We start from the raw sequence: 16990 nt of genomic DNA on the forward strand, positions 1-16990 counted from the left end.
GGGGGCCGCGGGAAGCGCCTTGCGCGACAGGGGAGGGTTGCGCAGGATGGCGGGGTATTGGAGGTGCCGGGATGGCCGACAAGAATTTGAACGAAGCGTTTGCGTGGGTGAAGCGGCAGCTGAGGCGGGAGCTTTGGCCGCGGGAGAGACAGTTTATTACAAAAAGGGGATGGGCTTGCCCCGATGGTTTCGAACGCTCGAACCCGCAACGACCCAAGACCGACGACGACAGCAATCGGTTCGATGCAAGGCTGATCCGCTGGCTGCTGACACAAGAAATCCCCGGCATCATCTGTCGTCCCGGAAAGGTGACAGTCTTGGGGCTCTGGATCGAAAAAAAACTCGACCTCGGCTTCATGGATTGCGAGCGGGCACTCGTCGCGAGGAGTTGCACCTTTAACGAGGCTCCTGTCCTGCGAAACGCACAGCTGAACGGGCTCTATCTGACCGGCTCGGCCCTGCCCGGTCTCGATGCCGTCGGTCTGACCTGCCATGGAAAGATTCAGCTGAACCAAGGCTTCAAGGCGGATGCTTGCGTTCAGCTTGGCGGAACCAAGATCACCGGACAATTTGATTGCAGAGGCGGCCACTTCGCATCGGAGAAGGGCCCTGCCCTCAACCTCAGTTCCGCCGAGATCGGCGCGGATGTCTTCTTGAACGATGGCTTTACCGCGCATGGCGCAGTGAACCTCGTCCGTGTGGATATAAAGGGGCAACTCACCTGCAATGGTGGCAGATTCGAGGCGACGGGCGGCCACGCCCTGAATTGCAACGCCGCCGTGATCGGCGCAGATGCGTTCTTGCGGAACAATTTCAATGTGACGGGGAAAGTGGACTTCGCCCGCGCGCTGGTGACGGGAAATCTGCAATGTGAATCCGCAAAGATCGAGGGAGTGTTTGACATCGAGGCCGCAAAAATCGGCGGCGGGTTCTTCTGGCAAAAGATCTCGGGCAAAGTCGAGGTTCTCAAACTGATAGAAACCCGCCTAGGCCGATTGAACGACGATGTCACCTCGTGGCGCTGCGTCGAGAGACTCGAACTGTCCGGGCTTCGCTACGACTCGATTCAAAGCGACATGACGGTGCAGGATCGCCTTGCCCTTCTGGAGCGCAAATGGGAGCGGGTGATCCCTTTCTCCAACGGCACAGCCCCCAAACGCAACGACTTTGACCCACAGCCCTATAGCCAACTGGCGAAGGTCTATGACTCCATGGGCCATCGCATGGATGCGGCCAAAGTTCGCTTTGCCCGGGACGATCGGCTCATGTGGACCGCCTTTTTCAGGGCGATGCGGCAACCGAAGCCTGACACGCTCGGAAAAGCGCTTGCCTGCGTTTCCTTGGTCTGGGGCTATGTTTACCGCGACACTTTCGGCTATGGTCACGCCCCCTTCAAAGCCTTGCGCACTGCGCTTTTGGTGCTGATCGCGACGTGGTGGCTTGCCGATCAAACCTATCAGCGCGGAGAGTTCGCACCAGCCTCGCCCGTGGTGCTGGCCTCACCCGAATGGCTGATCGCCAGCGCCTTTGGCTGCCCGGGGGCGCAGGAGCCGGGCTGCACCATGCCGCTGCGACGGTGGGAGCAAAGCGTGGCCTATCGCGACTACGAGACCTTCTCCCCCGCCCTATACGCCCTTGATCTGTTCCTGCCGCTCGACACCTTGGCGCAGGAGGAGAGCTGGGCGCCGTCCAAGGATCGGGGGCCCTGGGGCTGGACGCTTTACTGGGGCCGCTGGCTCATTCAGCTGTCGGGCTGGTTGCTGCTGACCACCGCCGCCGCCGTGTTCTCGGGGGTTCTGGGGAAGAAGGACTGAAACGAAAAGGGCGCCCGCAGGCGCCCTTGTGCATTCCGATCCGTCGCCTTACCGCCGCCGATCCCGGCGGGCGCTCATCGGTTGGAAGGCCACCGAGACATGCGCCTCGCAATAGGGTTTTCCGGCCGAGCTCGGCAGGCCGCAGAAGTAGAAATTCTCGGTCGCCGGATCGCCGATCGGCCATTTGCAGGTGCGCTCGGTCAGCTCCATCAGCGAAATCTTGCGCGAGCGCTTTTCGACCTCGCGGACCGAGGCCAGCGTCTCGGGGCTGATTTCGTTCAGCGAGGGTTGCGGCGGCAAGGGCTGGCCCGCGGGCACCAGCGCGGGTTTGCGCACCACGCCCGGCACCGGGGCGACGGCGGCAACCGGCTGCGGCGCGGCGGGGGCCGGGCGCGGCGGCACGGCGGCAATCGTCGGGCGGACCGGCTCGGGCTCGGGCTCGACGCGCGGGGCAGCCGCGGCGGCGGGCGCGGCCACCGGCTCGGGCGCGGCGGGCTTGGCCACTGCGGCGGGCGCCGCCGCCGGGGCGGGCGTGGGCGCCGCCCCCTCGACCCGGTTCGACAGGCCCAGACGATGCACCTTGCCGATCACCGCATTGCGCGTCACCCCGCCCAGTTCCTTGGCGATCTGGCTGGCCGATTGCCCCTCGGTCCACATCTTTTTCAGAAGTTCGACACGTTCATCGGTCCAGGACATCGGCGCACCTTGTTTCTTCGCCCCGCGGGGGCGGCGTTCATCCCCCGTCCGGGCATCCCGAGCGGGCATCCCCCATCGGGGCGGTCTTGACCCATTTTAGCCGGGACGGTGCGCAATACAAGGACCGTCCCGGAATTTCAAGGGCGACCGAAAGACCCGGCGTCAGAACCGGGCCGCGGGGCGGCGCGAGGACAGCTGCAGGTTGGTTTCCGTCCGCCCCACCCCCTCAAGGCGGCGGATCGACAGGATCGTCTCGTCGAGTTCCTCGAGCGAGCGGGCGCCGATTTCCGCCATCAGATCCCATTGCCCGTTCGTCGTATGCACCGCCTGCACCGGCGGCAGGCCGAGCAGGCGGGCGATCACCTTTTCGGTCGCCCGCCCGTCGACGGAAAGCAGCATCAGGCCCCGCACCGGCGCGGCAGAGACATCGGCGCGCGTCATCACGGTGAAGCCCGAGATTTCGCCGCGCGCCACCAGCCGCTCGATCCGCGCGCGCACGGTGGCGCGCGACAGACCAAGCTGCACCGCCAGATCCGACACCGCGGCCCGGCCGTCGCGGCGCAGCGCCGCGATCAGCCGTTGGTCGGTGTCATCCAGACGCTCTGCCCCGCGGGCGGGTTCGCCCCACATGGCCTCAGCCCTTCGCGGCGAGGATCGAGGCTTCGAGGATGTCCAGCGCCTCGTCAAAGACCGCGTCCTGGATCGTCAGCGGCGCGAGGAACCGGATGACGTTGCCGTAAACACCGCAGGTGAGCAGGATCAGGCCGCGGCTCAGCGCCTCTTCGCGGACGCGGTTGGTCATCTCCGGGTTCGGCATGTCGGTGCCCGCCACGTTGAACTCGACCGCGTTCATGAAGCCCGGGCCGCGGATGTCGATGATCTCCGGCACGCTGTCACGCAGGCCCGCCAGACGCTGTTTCAGCCGCGCGCCCAGACGCTCGGCGCGGGCGCAAAGCTGTTCGTCCTCGATCACGTCCAGCACCGCATGGGCGGCGGCGACGGCAATCGGCGCCCCGGCATAGGTGCCGCCAAGGCCGCCCGGGTTCGGGCTGTCCATGATTTCGGCCTTGCCGGTCACCGCCGAGATCGGGAAGCCGCCGCCCAGCCCCTTGGCCATGGTGGTGATGTCGGCGGCAACCCCGTGATGTTCCATCGCGAAAAGCTTGCCGGTGCGGGCAAAGCCGGTCTGCACCTCGTCGGCGATCAGGACGATGCCGTGCTTGTCGGCGATCTCGCGCAGTTTGCGCATGAAGCCTTCGGGCACCGGATAGAAGCCGCCCTCGCCCTGCACCGGCTCGACGATGATCGCGGCGACGCGGGTGGGTTCGATGTCGGCCTTGAAGAGACGTTCCAGCGCCGCCACGGCCTCCTCGCCCGTCACCCCATGCAGCGGGCAGGGGAAGGGCAGGTGCCAGACGTCGTTCATCATCGGGCCGAAACCGGCCTTGTAGGGCTGAACCTTGCCGGTCAGCGTCATGCCCATGAAGGTGCGGCCGTGAAAGCCGCCCGCAAAGGCCACAACGCCCGCGCGGCCGGTGTGGTGACGGGCAATCTTGATCGCGTTTTCAACGGCTTCGGCGCCGGTTGTGGCGAAGATCGTCTTCTTCGCAAAGTCACCGGGCACGGCGGCGTTCAGACGCTCGGCCAGGGTGACGTAGTTTTCGTAAGGCACGACTTGGTGGCAGGTGTGGGTGAAGGCGTCGAGCTGCGCTTTGACCGCTTCGATCACGCGCGGGTGACGGTGGCCGGTGTTCACCACGGCGATCCCCGCGGCGAAGTCGATGTAACGGGTGCCGTTCTTGTCCCAGATTTCCGCGTTTTCGGCGCGTTCGGCATAGATCTGCGTTGTCACGCCAACGCCCTTGGCGATGGCGGCGGCACGGCGGGCGGACAGGTCGGGCGAGGTTTGCACGGTCATGAAGGGGCTCCGATTCGAGATATCGCATCCTCTCACTTTGCATTTTTTCTGCAAGAAAATTCTTGGCAAGATCGGTAGCAAGGCGCATCCTGCCCGGGTAAGGCAGGTGAAATGACCGAGTCGCACGCAGATACGCCCGAGGAAGAACCGCTGTTTCGGGTGGCCGAGGCCGCGCGGGCGGCGGGCGTGGCGTCGTCCACCCTGCGGCTGTGGGAGACGCAGGGGCTGATCGCGCCGCAACGCCGGGCCTCGGGGCAGCGGCTTTATTCGGCCGCCGATGTGGCGCGGCTGCAGCGCATCGCCTATCTGCGGCGTGAGGCCGGGCTGAACCCCGCCGCGATCCGCGCGACGCTGGAAAGCGAGAACGACGCCCCCGCGCCCCCCGCGATCACCAATGAACCGCTTGGCACGGCGCTGCGGGCGCTGCGGCAAAACCGCGGCGAGACGCTTGACACCGTGGCGCAGGCGCTGGGGGTTTCGGCCTCGGCGCTGTCGACGCTGGAACGCACCGGGGCGGGGGTCAGCTTCAAGACGCTGGCCGATCTGGCGCAATATTACGGCACCACCGTGTCGCGGCTTTCCGGGCAGGAGGAGGTTGGCCAACCCGTCGTGCGGGCGGGCGCGGCGCGGGTCTGGCCGATGCCGGTCGAGGGCGTGCGGGTCGAGGTTCTGGCCGAGGGGCGGCGGCAGATGGATTGCCACCGCTTCATCCTCGCCCCCGGCGCGGCCTCGGAGGGCGGTTACGGCCACGAGGGCGAGGAATTCATCACCGTGCTGGAAGGCCGCTTCCGACTGACGCTGGACGGCACCGAGCTGCACGAATTGGGCGTCGGCGACAGCATCTATTTCGAAAGCCGCCGCCCGCATGCCTGGGCCAATGCCGCCGACGGCCGCACCGTGGTGATCTGGGTCAACACCCCGCCAACCTTCTGACATCCCCGAAGGCCACACCTTTGCGTGAAGCTCTTGCGAGGATCGCGCGCCGCGGTCACTCTGGGCAAAACCCCGGAGGTTCCATGCGTGTCGCCGTTCTTGCCCTTGCCCTGATCGCCCTTGCCGCCTGCAAGGAGGACGCGGCGCAGACCCCGGCCGATCCGCTGGCCCTGATCGGCACCGGAACCGAATGGACCATCACCGAGATCGCGGGCGCCGCCGTGCCGGAGGGCGTCCGCGTCACCCTGCTGTCGCCCGAGCCGGGGATGATCGCGGGCACGTCAGGCTGCAACCGCTATGCGGGCCGGATCGAAACCCGCGAGGGCGCACTGCATGTGGGCGCGCTGGCCGGAACCCGGATGATGTGCCCGCCCGCGCAGATGCAGGTGGAACAGGCCTTCCATTCGACGATCGGCGCGGTGACGGCCTTGCGGCTGACGGGTCCGGCGCTGGACTTCACCGATGCCGCGGGTCAGGTCATTCTGCGCGCCAGCCGCTAGAGGCTTGACGCAAAACCCGTCTTCGGGAAGGCTGGGGCGATGTTCCCGATCCGCGATCATAACCCCTCGACCCGCACCCCCTGGGTGGTGCGCGGGCTGATCCTGCTCAACGTGCTGATCTATGTGCTGACCGCCGAGTGGGGCGGGCGGATGTTCGGGCTTTGGCAATGGGGGGCGCTTTACCCCGAGGCGATCAGCCATGGCGTCTGGCTGCACGGGCTTGTCACGCACATGTTCCTGCATGCGGGCATCATGCATATCGCGGGCAACATGCTGTTTCTGTGGGTCTTTGGCGACAACCTTGAGGACCAGCTCGGCCATTTCGGCTTTCTCGTCTTCTACTTGCTCGGCGGGCTGGCGGCGGCGGGCGCGCAGATCGCGGGCGATCCTTTCAGCGGCGTGCCGATGGTCGGCGCCTCGGGCGCGATTGCGGCGGTGATGGGCGGCTATCTGCTGCTCTTCCCGAAAGCCCGTGTCGACATCCTGTTCATCTTCTTCATTGTCTACAAGATCTTCACCATCCGCGCCTGGATCGTGCTGGGCTTCTGGTTCGCGGTGCAGCTTTTGAATTCGCTCGGCGGCTCGGCCGATGGCGTGGCGTACTGGGCGCATGCGGGCGGCTTTCTGGCCGGGCTGGCGCTGATGGCGCCGCATTTCCTGCGCCTGGGCGGGCCGCTTTTCTGGCGGAACCATGGCGGGCTGCCGCCCAATCCCTCGATCGACTATGTGGCGACCCGCGTCCCGGTGGTGCGGCGCCGCCGCTAACGCCCGCCGATCAGCGGCCCCGGATCATCGCAGCCGCGCGTTCAGCGATCATGATGGTGGGCGCATTGGTGTTGCCGCCGATCAGGCTGGGCATAACCGAAGCATCGACGACCCGCAGCCCCGCCACGCCGCGCACCCGCAGCTCCGGATCGACCACCGCAGCCGCATCGGTGCCCATGCGACAGGTGCCGACCGGGTGATAGATCGTGTCGGCGCGCGCGCGGATATCGGCCATCAGACCGGCGTCTGACCCGTCCTGCGGATAAAGCCGCGCGCCGCGCCAGGGCGCCAGCGGCGCTGCCCGGGTGATCTGCTCCAAGAGCCGCGCCGCCCGCAGCATCAGGGCTTCGTCACGCGGATCGGCCAGAAAGGCCGGATCGATCAAGGGCGCCTTGCGCGGGTTTTTCGACGCCAGCCGCACCGTGCCGCGCGATTGCGGCCGCAGCACGCAGATATGCGCCGACCAGCCGTCCGCGACATGCAGCTTGCGCATGTGCTGATCGACGATGCCGACGACGAAATGGATCTGCAGATCGGGGATTGCGACCTCGGGCGCGGAGCGCAGGAACGCCCCGCCCTCGGCCATGGGCGAGGCGAAAAGCCCCTCGCCATGCCGCATCCAGCCGCCCGCCGCCCTGGCCAGCCGCCACAGCCCGCGCGGATTGAGCCCCACGACATCGCGGCGGGGCGAAAAGTGGGAAATCGTATAATCCAGATGATCCTGCAGGTTTGCCCCCACCCCGGGCAGATCCTGTACGACATCAATACCCAGATCGCGCAGATGCGCCCCCGGCCCGATGCCCGAGAGCATCAGAAGCTGCGGCGATCCAAAGGCCCCAGCGGACAGGATCACCTCCCGCGCCGCTTCCAGCCGCAGCCGCTTACGCCCCTGCCGCACCAGCGCCCCGGTGGCGCGGCCCTCGGAAATCAGCACCTTTTCCGCCCGCGCCCCGGTCAGCACGGTCAGATTGGGCCGGTCCATCACCGAATGCAGATAGGCCGCCGCCGCCGAACAGCGCTCGCCCTTCCTCGGCCCGTCCCAGAATTGCGTCACCTGATAGGGCGCGGCGCCCTCCTGACACGCGCCGTTGAAATCGTCCGTCGGGGGGCAGTCCACCGCGCCACAGGCCTGCACGAAAGCGCGGGTGATCGGCCGCGGGCGGCGCTGGTCGCCCACTTGCAGCGGGCCTTCCGCCCCGTGATGCGCGGACGCGCCGCGGATGTTGCGTTCGGATTTCAGAAACCACGGCTTACAGGCGGCCCAGTCCCAGCCCACGGCCCCCTCGGCGGCCCAACGGTCGTAATCCGAGGGATGGCCGCGCAGATACAGCATCGCATTGATCGCCGAGGAGCCGCCCAGCCCCCTGCCCCGCGGCTGAAACCCCCGCCGCCCGTTCAGACCGGGCTGCGGCACCGTGTGCAGCGCCCAGTTGTGGGCACCCAGATAGCCCGGCACCAGCGCCGCCACCAGCGCAGGCGCCCGCACCAGAATATCCCGCGCCGCATCGCCCGCCTCGACCAGACAGACGCGCGTGCCCGGATCCTCGCTCAGCCGCGCCGCCAGCACCGATCCGGCCGAGCCGCCGCCCAGAATGACATAGTCGAAATGCATCAGGCTCCCCCGTTTCCGAGAGAGCCTAACCGGTTTTTCACATCCGCAAAGCGTGACTTCAGGTCACTTCCGCTGCACGCCGCCGGTGGCCTTGGTGACCTTGTCCACGACCTTCGCCGCCACCGCCTCGATCTCGGCATCGGTCAGGGTCTTGTCGCGCGGCTGCAGCCGGACCGAGAGCGCGATCGACTTCTTGCCCGCGCCCATCTGCTCCTCGGCCTTGGCGCCGGTGAACTGGTCAAAGACCGAAACCGCCTCGATCAGCGCCTTGTCGGCCCCCATCGCGGCATTGACCGCAGTCAGCGCCTCGACGCCCGCATCGACGACAAAGGCGAAATCGCGCTCGACCGCCTGCAGATCCGAGAGCGCCAGCGCAGGCCGGGTCGGCGTCTTGGCTTTCGGGAAGGGCACGGCTTCGATCCAGATCGTGAAGGCAACCGCAGGCCCCTTCACCCCCATTTCGCGCAGCACCTTGGGGTGCACCTCGCCAAAGCTCGCCAGCGCATTCGGGCCAAGCGCGATGGTGCCCGAGCGGCCCGGATGGAACCAGCCCGCCACCTTGCGGTTGACCTGCACCCGCGCGGGGGCGCCAATCGCCGCCAGCACCGCCTCGACATCGGCCTTGGCGTCGTAAAGATCGACCGGACGGCGCGAACCAAAGGGGTCGCGCGGCGCCAAGGCGCCCACCAGCAGCCCCGCCGCCTGCACCGCCTGATCGCCCGGCTCGCCACCGCTGAAGGCGGGGCCAACCTCGAACAGCGCCAGATCGGCAAAGCCGCGCGCCTGATTGCGCGCCGCCGCCTGCAAAAGCCCCGGCAGCAGATCCGGGCGCAGATGGGTCATCTCGGACGAGATCGGGTTTTCGATCCGCGTCGCCTCAAGCCCGCCGCCGAACAGCGCCGCCGACTTGGCGTCGATGAAGCTGTAGGTCACGCATTCATTGTAGCCAAGCGCCGCAATCGTCCGCCGTGCGGTGCGTTCGCGGGTCTGGATCGGCGTCAGCACCGGGCCGGGAACGCCCGTGGTTTCGCGCGCCATCGGACGGCCCACCAGCTTCGTCAGCGAGGCGATCCGCGCCACCTCCTCGACCAGATCCGCTTCGCCCAGCACGTCGGGCCGCCACGAGGGCGGCGAGGCCATGTCACCGTCAAAGCTGAAGCCAAGCGCGGTCAGCGTCTCGCGCTGCGTGGCCTCGGGGATCTCCATGCCGACAAGGCTGATGACCCGGGCCGGGTCGAGCTTGTAGGCGCGCTTGGTCACCGGCACGGCGCCGTCCATCACCACATTCGACGCCTCGCCGCCGCACAGATCCAGCACCATCTGCGTCGCCAGTTCCAGCCCGGGCAGGGTGAAGTCCGGGTCCACGCCGCGTTCGAACCGATAGCGCGCGTCCGAATTGATCTTCAGCGCGCGGCCGGTGGTGGCAATGGTGATCGGATCCCAATAAGCGCTTTCCAGGAAGACATCGGTGGTGTCTTCCGTGCAGCCCGAAAGCTCGCCGCCCATGATGCCCGCAAGGCTTTCCGGTTCCTTGTCGTCGCAAATCACCATCTGACCGGGGCGGAGCGTGTAGGTCTTGCCGTCAAGCGCCAGAAGCTCCTCGCCGCCCTTGGCAGGGACAATCCGCAGGTTCCCCGCCACCTTCGCCGCGTCAAACACATGCAGCGGGCGGTTCAGGTCATAGGTGAAGAAGTTGGTGATATCGACCAAGGCCGAGATCGGCCGCAGCCCGATCGCCCGCAGCCGCGCTTGCAGCCAGTCGGGGCTTTGCCCGTTCTTCACGCCCCGGATCAGACGCCCGGCGAACAGCGGGCAGCCCTTTTCCTTGAGGGCGGCGTCGATTTCCACCTTGATCGGGCTCTCAAAACCTCCCGGCAGGGCCTCGATGTCCAAAGGCTTCAGCCGCCCCAGACCGCGCGCCGCCAGATCGCGGGCGACACCGCGGACGCCCAAAGCATCGGGGCGGTTCGGCGTGATCTTGATATGGATCATCGGATCGACGGCCTCGGGGCGGTTTTCCGCCAGCCAGTCGATGAATTTGCAGCCGACCTCGGAATTCAGGCTGTCCTCGGGCAGCTCGATGATGCCGTTATGCTCGTCCGACAGCTCCAGCTCGCGTTCCGAGCACATCATGCCGTGGCTTTCCACGCCGCGGATCTTGCCGACGCCCAGCGTGGTGTCGATGCCCGGCACATAATCGCCCGGTTTCGCCAGCACGACGGTGATCCCCGCCCGCGCATTCGGCGCACCGCAAACGATGACCTTTTCGCCCTCGTCGGTCAGCACGCGGCAGACCCGCAGCTTGTCGGCATCGGGGTGCTTTTCGGCATGCAGCACCTTGGCGATGGTGAAGGGGGCGAGTTTGGCGCCCGGGTTCACCACCTCCTCGACCTCAAGGCCAAGGTCGGTAAGCGCGTCGGCAATCTCGGTCACCGAGGCTTCTGTTTCGAGATGGTCTTTCAGCCAGGAGAGGGTGAATTTCATTGGTTTCCGTCCTTCAATTGAACGATTGAATTTAGCTCAGCGTAGATCGTTTTAACGCACGAGCTCAATTCAACCGACGTCTCATCGTCATTGTTTTGATTTGAGGAAGCCATACTCCGCCATTCATCCGAAAACTTGCTGTCGTTGTTCGGACTCGACATTTTACTCTCCGCCAGCAAAGCGGATAACGCGATAACCAATCTATTTCGGGACGCGTGAATAGTGTTGACGGCCTCATCCACCACCGCGTTTCCTATTATTGCTTTCACTCGTATTTGTGCCCGTCGAAACCTCAAGAAAAGTTCGTCATATGTTCCCATCCTCGACAGCTTGCGCTCAAAATACACGAGAGAATTTTCTTTATTCACCCCTACAAGAGACATTGATGGATGACGAATGGCTCTGAACGCATCTTCCACTTCGAAAGCTAGCGAAACCAATTCTTCCGCAATCTCTGCCCGTCTCTTAGCTCTCGCCTCAGCGCGCCAAGCTTCAACCTGCCTGTTAGCAGCGATAACTGCGATGGCTGCGGCCATTACCGGGCCAAAGAACGTGGCGAGAGAGGAAGACATATTTCCATGTTTCTCAAAAAAGGCGGCAATAGAAACAAACCAAGCAACATTGTTAGTGACCGAAAGTATCACTAACAAAGTAGCGTAGATTACCCCCCACGCCAGCCCTTTCACTTACTCAACCCCCCGAACACCGTCGGCAGGTCCAGCGCGGCGAACCCATAGTGCTTCAACCAGCGCAGGTCGCTTTCGAAGAACGCGCGCAAATCCGGGATGCCGTATTTCAGCATCGCGATCCGGTCGATACCCACGCCGAAGGCAAAGCCCTGATATTCGGTCGGATCAATGCCGCCCGCCGCCAGAACCTTGGGATGCACCATGCCGGAGCCGAGGATTTCCAGCCAGGAATTGCCCTCGCCGATCTTCAGCTGGCCGCCCTCCCAGGAACAGCGGATATCCACCTCGGCCGAGGGTTCGGTGAAGGGGAAGTGGCTGGCGCGGAAGCGCAATTCGACCGAGGGCACCTCGAAGAAGGTCTTGCAGAATTCCTCCAGCACCCATTTCAGGTTCGCCATCGAAATGTCGCGGCCGATCGCCAGACCCTCGACCTGATGGAACATCGGCGCGTGGGTCTGGTCCATGTCCATGCGGTAGACGCGGCCGGGGGCAATCACGCGGATGGGCGCGCCCTTGGCCTGCATAGCGCGGATCTGCACCGGGCTCGTGTGCGTGCGCAGCACATGCGGCGGGCGCGGGTCGGCCGGGTCGCGCGCCATGAAGAAGGTGTCATGCTCCTGCCGCGCCGGGTGTTCGGGCGCGATGTTGAGCGCGTCGAAATTGTACCAGTCGCTTTCCACCTGCGGGCCTTCGGCGACGGCAAAGCCCATGTCGGCAAAGATCGCGGTGACTTCGTCCATCACCTGGGACACCGGGTGGATCGTGCCAGCCCGGCGCGGACGGCCGGGCAGCGTGACATCGAGCCATTCCGATTTCAGCCGCGCATCGAGCGCCGCATCGGCCAGCGCCTCTTTCTTCGCGCGCAAAGCGGCGTCGATCTCGTCCTTCAGACGGTTCAAGGCCGCGCCGGTGGTGGTGCGTTCCTCGGGCGTCATCTGGCCCAGTTCGCGCATCTTCAGGCTGATCTCGCCCTTCTTGCCAAGGGCGGCCAGACGCAGCTCCTCAAGGCTCGCCTCATCCGCGGCGGCGCCGATGCCTTCGAGATATTTCGCCTTGAGCACATCGAGCGTGGTCATGAGGTCTCTCCTGCAAGTGGGTGCGTCTTGCTAGCCGCCCCCCGGGCTGATTTCAAGCGCGGGAACGAAAAACCCCCGCGACGGCGGGCGCCGCGCGGGGGTTCCGTTTCCCGTCAGTGGGGAATTACGCGGCCGCGGCGGCTTTGGCCTGGGCAACGATGGCCGCAAAGGCCTCGGGCTCGTGGACGGCCAGATCGGCCAGAACCTTGCGGTCCACTTCGATCCCGGCCAGCGCCAGACCGTTGATGAAACGCGAATAGGTCATTTCCAGATCGCAGGCGCGGACGGCCGCGTTGATGCGCTGGATCCACAGCGCGCGGAAGTTGCGCTTGCGCTGCTGGCGGTCGCGCGTGGCGTATTGCATCGCCTTGTCGACAGCCTGGGTGGCGGTGCGGAAGTTGCGCGAACGGGCCGAGTAGTAGCCTTTCGCCTTCTTCAGGACTTTCTTGTGCGAGGCGTGAGTGACCTTGCCGGATTTGACGCGGGACATTGTTCAGGCCTCCAGATCAGCGGTTGTAGGGCATGTATTTCTTGACGATCTTCGCGTCCGCATCGGACAGGATCATCGTGCCCGCGCTGTCGCGGATGAACTTGGTCGAGCGCTTGATCATGCCGTGGCGCTTGCCGGCCGGACCCGCGATGACCTTGCCGGTCGCCGTGAATTTGAACCGCTTTTTCGCAGCGGATTTGGTCTTCATCTTGGGCATTTTCATCTCCTTTTCGAGAGTGAACGCACGACTCGGCATGCCACTGTTGGCCGGCCGTGCGGGATAGATGCGGGCAGATAGCCGCGGCGGCGGCGCTTGGCAAGCGAAAAGCGGTCAGTGGTTGAGGAAACGGGCCAGAATCCGGGCGAAGGTTTCGGGGATCTGGCCGGGCGTGTAGCCGCCCGGCTTCGTCGCCATCGCCAAAAGGATCAGCCCGCCGCCGATCATCACCGCCAGCGCCGCCGCCCGCGGCGGGCGGCTGTCGGCAAAGGCCGAAAGCACCGCCGGGATCGCAAAGGCCGAAACAAGGATCCCCAGCACGAGAAACAGATCGCTGTCGAGCATGGCACCCTCCCGGCAAACCTTTAACGAAGGTTACTCCGGGTCGGTGCGGTAGATCAATCTTTCGTCGCAGGGCGCCACGCGCAGGATGTTCGTCGTGCCCTGCACGTTGAAGGGCACCCCGGCGATGACGATGATCTGATGGCTTTCATCGGCGAATCCGTAATCGCGCGCGGCGCGGGCGGCATTGACCACGGCTTCCTTGAAGCGGCTGACCTCGTCGCAGCGCACCGCATGCACGCCCCAGCTCAGGCAGAGCTTGCGCAGCGTCTGGGTGATCGGCGAAAGCGCGATCACCGGCACGCGGGGCCGTTCGCGGCAGACCAGCGCCACGGTCTTGCCCGATTGCGTGTAGCAGCAGATCGCGGAAACATCGGTGGTTTCGGCGATCTCGCGCGCGGCGGCGACGATGCCGTCGGCGACGGTCTGGCGCTTGGCGCTGCGCGAGGCCTCGATGATGTCGCGATAGGTGGGATCGCTTTCGACCGAGCGGGCGACGGCGTTCATCGTCTGCACCGCCTCGACCGGATAGCGCCCGGCGGCGGATTCGGCCGAAAGCATGATCGCATCGGCGCCCTCGTAGATCGCGGTGGCGACGTCGGAGATTTCGGCCCGCGTCGGCATCGGGCTTTCGATCATGCTTTCCAGCATCTGCGTCGCCACGATCACGGGCTTGGCCGCCGCGCGGCATTTGCGGATCAGCCGTTTCTGGATCGGCGGCACGGCTTCGACCGGCAGTTCCACCCCCAGATCGCCGCGCGCGACCATGATCCCGTCCGAGACCTTGAGGATCTCGTCGAAGGCACGTTCGGCCTGCGGTTTCTCGATCTTCGACAGCACCTGCGCCCGACCGCGGGCGAGCGCTTTCGCCTCGATCACGTCCTCGGGGCGCTGCACGAAGCTCAGCGCCAGCCAGTCGGCGCCCAGCTCGCAGGCGAATTCCAGATCCTCGCGGTCCTTGGCCGAAAGCGCGGCGAGCGGAAGCACCACATCGGGCACGTTCACGCCCTTGCGGTTCGAGATCGTGCCGCCGACGGTGACAACGCAATCGGCGAAATCCGGGCCGCAGGCGGTGACGCGCAGGCGGATCTTGCCGTCGTTCACCAGCAGTCGGGAGCCGGTTTCCAGCGCGGCGAAAATCTCCGGATGCGGCAGACAGACCCGGTGGCCGTCGCCCTCGGTCGGGTCGAGATCGAAGCGGAAGGGCTCGCCCTCCTCCAGATCGGCGGCGCCGAAGGCAAAGGTGCCGACGCGCAGCTTCGGGCCTTGCAGATCGGCCAGCACCGCGACCGGACGGCCGGTGTCGGCCTCGATCTGGCGGATGATGTCATAGCGGACCTTGTGTTCGGCATGGGTGCCGTGGCTCATGTTCAGGCGGAACATGTCGGCGCCGGCCTCGAACAAAGCGCGGATGGTCTTGTAATCGGAAGATGCGGGGCCAAGCGTGGCCACGATCTTGACATTGCGAAGGCGTCTCATGCGTCCTCGGGCGTTGGTGTTGCAGTCATTTCGTGGGCCGTTCCCAGCTATGGCGCAAAATGTCGCGCAGGGCAACTGGAACACCGGGCCCTGCTGACGTAAATCTGTTGTGAGCGACAAAGGCAAAGAAAGCATGACCGAAGCCTGTCACATTCATGGCGAAACCCGCCCCGGCCGCTGGCTGGTCACCGTCGATCACGCCACCAACCGGGTGCCCGACTGGGTGGGGGGCGGCGATCTGGGCATCGCCCCCGAGGACATGAGGCGTCACATCGCCTGGGATCCGGGCGCGCTGGAGGTCGCCCGGCATCTGGCAGAGGCGCTGGACAGCCCGCTGATCTGGTCGGATTTCTCGCGGCTTGTCATCGATCCGAACCGCGGCGAGGACGACCCGACGCTGGTGATGCAGCTTTATGACGGCACGATCATTCCCGCCAACCGCCATCTCTCGGCTCCGGCCATCGAGGAGCGGCTGGCCCGGCTTTACCGCCCCTATCACGCCGCGCTGGCGCGGCTGGCGGCGCGGCGGACGGATACGGTGATCTGCGCCATTCACTCCTTTACCCCCTGCCTGCGCGGGCGCAGCCCCCGGCCCTGGCAGGTGGGCGTGCTGCATTCGCCGCGCGACACCCGCCTGGCGCTGCCGCTGATCGCCGCCCTGCGCGCCGCGGGGCTGTGTGTCGGCGACAACGAACCCTATGCGGGCCATCTGCGCGGCGACAGCATCGACCGGCATGCGCTCGACACCGGGCGGCAGAACGTGCTGATCGAGCTGCGCAACGACCTGATCGCGACCGAATCGGGACAGGCGCAATGGGCCGGGGTGCTGGCGCCGATCCTGCGCGCCGCCCTGACAGCGGCTGAAACAGTCACCCCCTGACCGCGGCATTGTCTCCACAAAAAGCGGCAATTCCCCGCGGGTTTGCCACTTTCGTTGCCGCTCCCGGGCGGGGGTGTTAGCCATTCGTTTACGGATTTTCAAAACCAGATCAGGAGCGCAGTCTTGGGCAGTCTCATTCTTCTTTCGCTTTTCCCGGCGCTTCTTGTCGGCATGGTCATGAATGCGCAAGATGACGACGATGACGGCGGCGAGGCGGCCGCGAACAAGATCTTTGGCGACGCGAAGGCGAACGAGATCGAGGGCACGGACGGCAGGGACTATATCGACGGCGGTCATGGCCATGACACGATCGATGGCGGCCTGGGCAACGACACGCTGCGCGGCAATCTGGGCGCCGACGAGCTGACCGATTTCTTCGGGGCAAACACGCTGCACGGCGGCTACGGCAACGACTATCTGACCGCGCTGGATATCCGGAGCGGGGCCTCCGACCTGCTTGATGGCGGCGGCAACAACGACACGCTGCTGGGCGATGACGGCGACACGCTGCTGGGCGGCGACGGCACCGACTATTTCCGCGCCTACTGGACGCCGGGCAGCAATGCCTTGACACTGAGCGACTTCGACCCGACCGGGGGCGAGCGATTCTCGATCGAGATCGATGACGCCGTGACCGAAGAGACGGATTTCCACCTTGAAACCACCGAGGGCGGGGTGAACCTGATCCTCGACGGCGAGACCGTCGCCTGGTTCGAGGGCGGCGACATCGACGCGCTGGCCCCGGCCGTGACGCTGACCCAGACCGACAGCGACACCAACCTGCATCCGACGATCCCCGGCGAGACCGCGACCGGCACCGCGGGTGCGGACGATCTCGAGGGCACGACGGCCGACGACAGGATCGAGGGGCTGGCCGGGAACGACACGCTGGCCGGTCTGGCGGGGGCCGACACGCTGTCGGGCGGCGCGGATGACGACAGCCTGGACGGCGGCGCGGGCAATGACGCGCTGGCGGGCGATGACGGGGCCGACACGCTTGCGGGCGGCGCGGACGATGACACGCTCGACGGCGGCGCGGGCAATGACGCGCTGGCGGGCGATGACGGGACCGACAGCCTTGCGGGCGGCGCGGGC

Annotated in this window: 17 protein-coding genes; 6 read left to right on the forward strand and 11 right to left on the reverse strand. The window is 65.9% G+C overall.

The annotated features are described in order from the left end of the window. The first annotated feature begins 71 nt into the window (after positions 1-71). On the forward strand, positions 72-1814 hold the full coding sequence (locus tag LY44_RS01810; protein ID WP_055212098.1) for a hypothetical protein: 1743 nt from the start codon (positions 72-74) through the stop codon (positions 1812-1814). Between the two features lie 48 nt (positions 1815-1862). Here LY44_RS01810 and LY44_RS01815 read toward each other — a convergent pair whose 3' ends face one another. The 3 genes from LY44_RS01815 to LY44_RS01825 form a co-directional block, all read right to left on the reverse strand. Continuing rightward, complete coding sequence (locus LY44_RS01815; protein ID WP_111395948.1) at positions 1863-2510, reverse strand: GcrA family cell cycle regulator; 648 nt, start codon at positions 2508-2510, stop codon at positions 1863-1865. 162 nt (positions 2511-2672) lie between these two features. Continuing rightward, on the reverse strand, positions 2673-3140 hold the full coding sequence (locus LY44_RS01820; RefSeq protein ID WP_173644540.1) for an Lrp/AsnC family transcriptional regulator: 468 nt from the start codon (positions 3138-3140) through the stop codon (positions 2673-2675). A 4-nt stretch (positions 3141-3144) separates the two neighbouring features. Beyond that, positions 3145-4428 (reverse strand): 4-aminobutyrate--2-oxoglutarate transaminase, encoded by a 1284-nt coding sequence (locus LY44_RS01825; RefSeq protein WP_055213326.1) that lies wholly within the window; start codon positions 4426-4428, stop codon positions 3145-3147. A gap of 111 nt (positions 4429-4539) precedes the next feature. Here LY44_RS01825 and LY44_RS01830 point away from each other — a divergent pair, with 111 nt between their 5' ends. The 3 genes from LY44_RS01830 (at position 4540) to LY44_RS01840 (ending at position 6626) form a co-directional block, all read left to right on the forward strand. Next, the gene (locus tag LY44_RS01830) at positions 4540-5361 is read left to right on the forward strand and encodes a MerR family transcriptional regulator (protein ID WP_055213324.1); all 822 of its coding nucleotides are present in this window, start codon (positions 4540-4542) and stop codon (positions 5359-5361) included. An 83-nt stretch (positions 5362-5444) separates the two neighbouring features. After that, the gene (locus LY44_RS01835) at positions 5445-5861 is read left to right on the forward strand and encodes an META domain-containing protein (RefSeq protein ID WP_055213322.1); all 417 of its coding nucleotides are present in this window, start codon (positions 5445-5447) and stop codon (positions 5859-5861) included. A gap of 39 nt (positions 5862-5900) precedes the next feature. Further along, a complete protein-coding gene (locus LY44_RS01840; RefSeq protein WP_055213320.1) occupies positions 5901-6626 on the forward strand; it encodes a rhomboid family intramembrane serine protease in 726 nt (241 codons plus the stop codon). 10 nt (positions 6627-6636) lie between these two features. On the opposite strand, the gene LY44_RS01845 is transcribed toward LY44_RS01840, so the two are convergent. The 8 genes from LY44_RS01845 to pyk form a co-directional block, all read right to left on the reverse strand. Continuing rightward, positions 6637-8238: a GMC family oxidoreductase gene (locus tag LY44_RS01845; protein ID WP_055213318.1), complete on the reverse strand. Its 1602-nt coding sequence runs from the start codon at positions 8236-8238 to the stop codon at positions 6637-6639. Between the two features lie 63 nt (positions 8239-8301). Further along, the gene (gene pheT, locus LY44_RS01850) at positions 8302-10722 is read right to left on the reverse strand and encodes a phenylalanine--tRNA ligase subunit beta (RefSeq protein WP_055213317.1); all 2421 of its coding nucleotides are present in this window, start codon (positions 10720-10722) and stop codon (positions 8302-8304) included. Then, positions 10719-11408: a hypothetical protein gene (locus LY44_RS17535; protein ID WP_146707190.1), complete on the reverse strand. Its 690-nt coding sequence runs from the start codon at positions 11406-11408 to the stop codon at positions 10719-10721. Before LY44_RS17535 ends, pheT begins: the two co-directional genes overlap by 4 nt. Next, complete coding sequence (gene pheS / locus LY44_RS01855; protein WP_055213315.1) at positions 11405-12487, reverse strand: phenylalanine--tRNA ligase subunit alpha; 1083 nt, start codon at positions 12485-12487, stop codon at positions 11405-11407. Before pheS ends, LY44_RS17535 begins: the two co-directional genes overlap by 4 nt. A 124-nt stretch (positions 12488-12611) precedes the next feature. Continuing rightward, positions 12612-12977 carry a 50S ribosomal protein L20 gene (gene rplT / locus LY44_RS01860; protein WP_055213314.1) on the reverse strand — a complete coding sequence of 122 codons (366 nt, stop codon included), beginning with the start codon at positions 12975-12977 and terminating at the stop codon, positions 12612-12614. Between the two features lie 16 nt (positions 12978-12993). Next, a complete protein-coding gene (gene rpmI, locus LY44_RS01865) occupies positions 12994-13194 on the reverse strand; it encodes a 50S ribosomal protein L35 (RefSeq protein WP_013068852.1) in 201 nt (66 codons plus the stop codon). A gap of 114 nt (positions 13195-13308) precedes the next feature. Continuing rightward, positions 13309-13539 (reverse strand): hypothetical protein, encoded by a 231-nt coding sequence (locus LY44_RS01870; RefSeq protein WP_055213313.1) that lies wholly within the window; start codon positions 13537-13539, stop codon positions 13309-13311. Between the two features lie 30 nt (positions 13540-13569). Continuing rightward, a complete protein-coding gene (gene pyk, locus LY44_RS01875) occupies positions 13570-15015 on the reverse strand; it encodes a pyruvate kinase (protein WP_055213312.1) in 1446 nt (481 codons plus the stop codon). Between the two features lie 133 nt (positions 15016-15148). Here pyk and LY44_RS01880 point away from each other — a divergent pair, with 133 nt between their 5' ends. Together LY44_RS01880 and LY44_RS01885 are read left to right on the forward strand one after the other, a co-directional pair. After that, positions 15149-15895: an N-formylglutamate amidohydrolase gene (locus tag LY44_RS01880; RefSeq protein WP_055213348.1), complete on the forward strand. Its 747-nt coding sequence runs from the start codon at positions 15149-15151 to the stop codon at positions 15893-15895. 123 nt (positions 15896-16018) lie between these two features. Next, positions 16019-16990, forward strand: a 972-nt coding sequence (locus tag LY44_RS01885; protein ID WP_282957847.1) for a calcium-binding protein, incomplete at its 3' end; no start/stop codon positions are given.

The organism is Rhodobacter capsulatus (genome assembly GCF_003254295.1).
GTDB classification, from domain to species: Bacteria; Pseudomonadota; Alphaproteobacteria; order Rhodobacterales; family Rhodobacteraceae; genus Rhodobacter; species Rhodobacter capsulatus.

What these genes read in the sequence shown, in the direction of transcription:
- LY44_RS01840 (WP_055213320.1), top strand. Translation starts at nt 5,901, where the DNA reads ATGTTCCCGATCCGCGATCATAACCCCTCGACCCGCACCCCCTGGGTG.
- LY44_RS01845 (WP_055213318.1), bottom strand. Translation starts at nt 8,238, where the DNA reads ATGCATTTCGACTATGTCATTCTGGGCGGCGGCTCGGCCGGATCGGTG.
- pyk (WP_055213312.1), bottom strand. Translation starts at nt 15,015, where the DNA reads ATGAGACGCCTTCGCAATGTCAAGATCGTGGCCACGCTTGGCCCCGCA.
- LY44_RS01835 (WP_055213322.1), top strand. Translation starts at nt 5,445, where the DNA reads ATGCGTGTCGCCGTTCTTGCCCTTGCCCTGATCGCCCTTGCCGCCTGC.
- LY44_RS01880 (WP_055213348.1), top strand. Translation starts at nt 15,149, where the DNA reads ATGACCGAAGCCTGTCACATTCATGGCGAAACCCGCCCCGGCCGCTGG.
- LY44_RS01830 (WP_055213324.1), top strand. Translation starts at nt 4,540, where the DNA reads ATGACCGAGTCGCACGCAGATACGCCCGAGGAAGAACCGCTGTTTCGG.
- rplT (WP_055213314.1), bottom strand. Translation starts at nt 12,977, where the DNA reads ATGTCCCGCGTCAAATCCGGCAAGGTCACTCACGCCTCGCACAAGAAA.
- pheS (WP_055213315.1), bottom strand. Translation starts at nt 12,487, where the DNA reads ATGACCACGCTCGATGTGCTCAAGGCGAAATATCTCGAAGGCATCGGC.
- LY44_RS01815 (WP_111395948.1), bottom strand. Translation starts at nt 2,510, where the DNA reads ATGTCCTGGACCGATGAACGTGTCGAACTTCTGAAAAAGATGTGGACC.
- LY44_RS01825 (WP_055213326.1), bottom strand. Translation starts at nt 4,428, where the DNA reads ATGACCGTGCAAACCTCGCCCGACCTGTCCGCCCGCCGTGCCGCCGCC.
- LY44_RS01870 (WP_055213313.1), bottom strand. Translation starts at nt 13,539, where the DNA reads ATGCTCGACAGCGATCTGTTTCTCGTGCTGGGGATCCTTGTTTCGGCC.
- LY44_RS01820 (WP_173644540.1), bottom strand. Translation starts at nt 3,140, where the DNA reads ATGTGGGGCGAACCCGCCCGCGGGGCAGAGCGTCTGGATGACACCGAC.
- rpmI (WP_013068852.1), bottom strand. Translation starts at nt 13,194, where the DNA reads ATGCCCAAGATGAAGACCAAATCCGCTGCGAAAAAGCGGTTCAAATTC.
- pheT (WP_055213317.1), bottom strand. Translation starts at nt 10,722, where the DNA reads ATGAAATTCACCCTCTCCTGGCTGAAAGACCATCTCGAAACAGAAGCC.
- LY44_RS01810 (WP_055212098.1), top strand. Translation starts at nt 72, where the DNA reads ATGGCCGACAAGAATTTGAACGAAGCGTTTGCGTGGGTGAAGCGGCAG.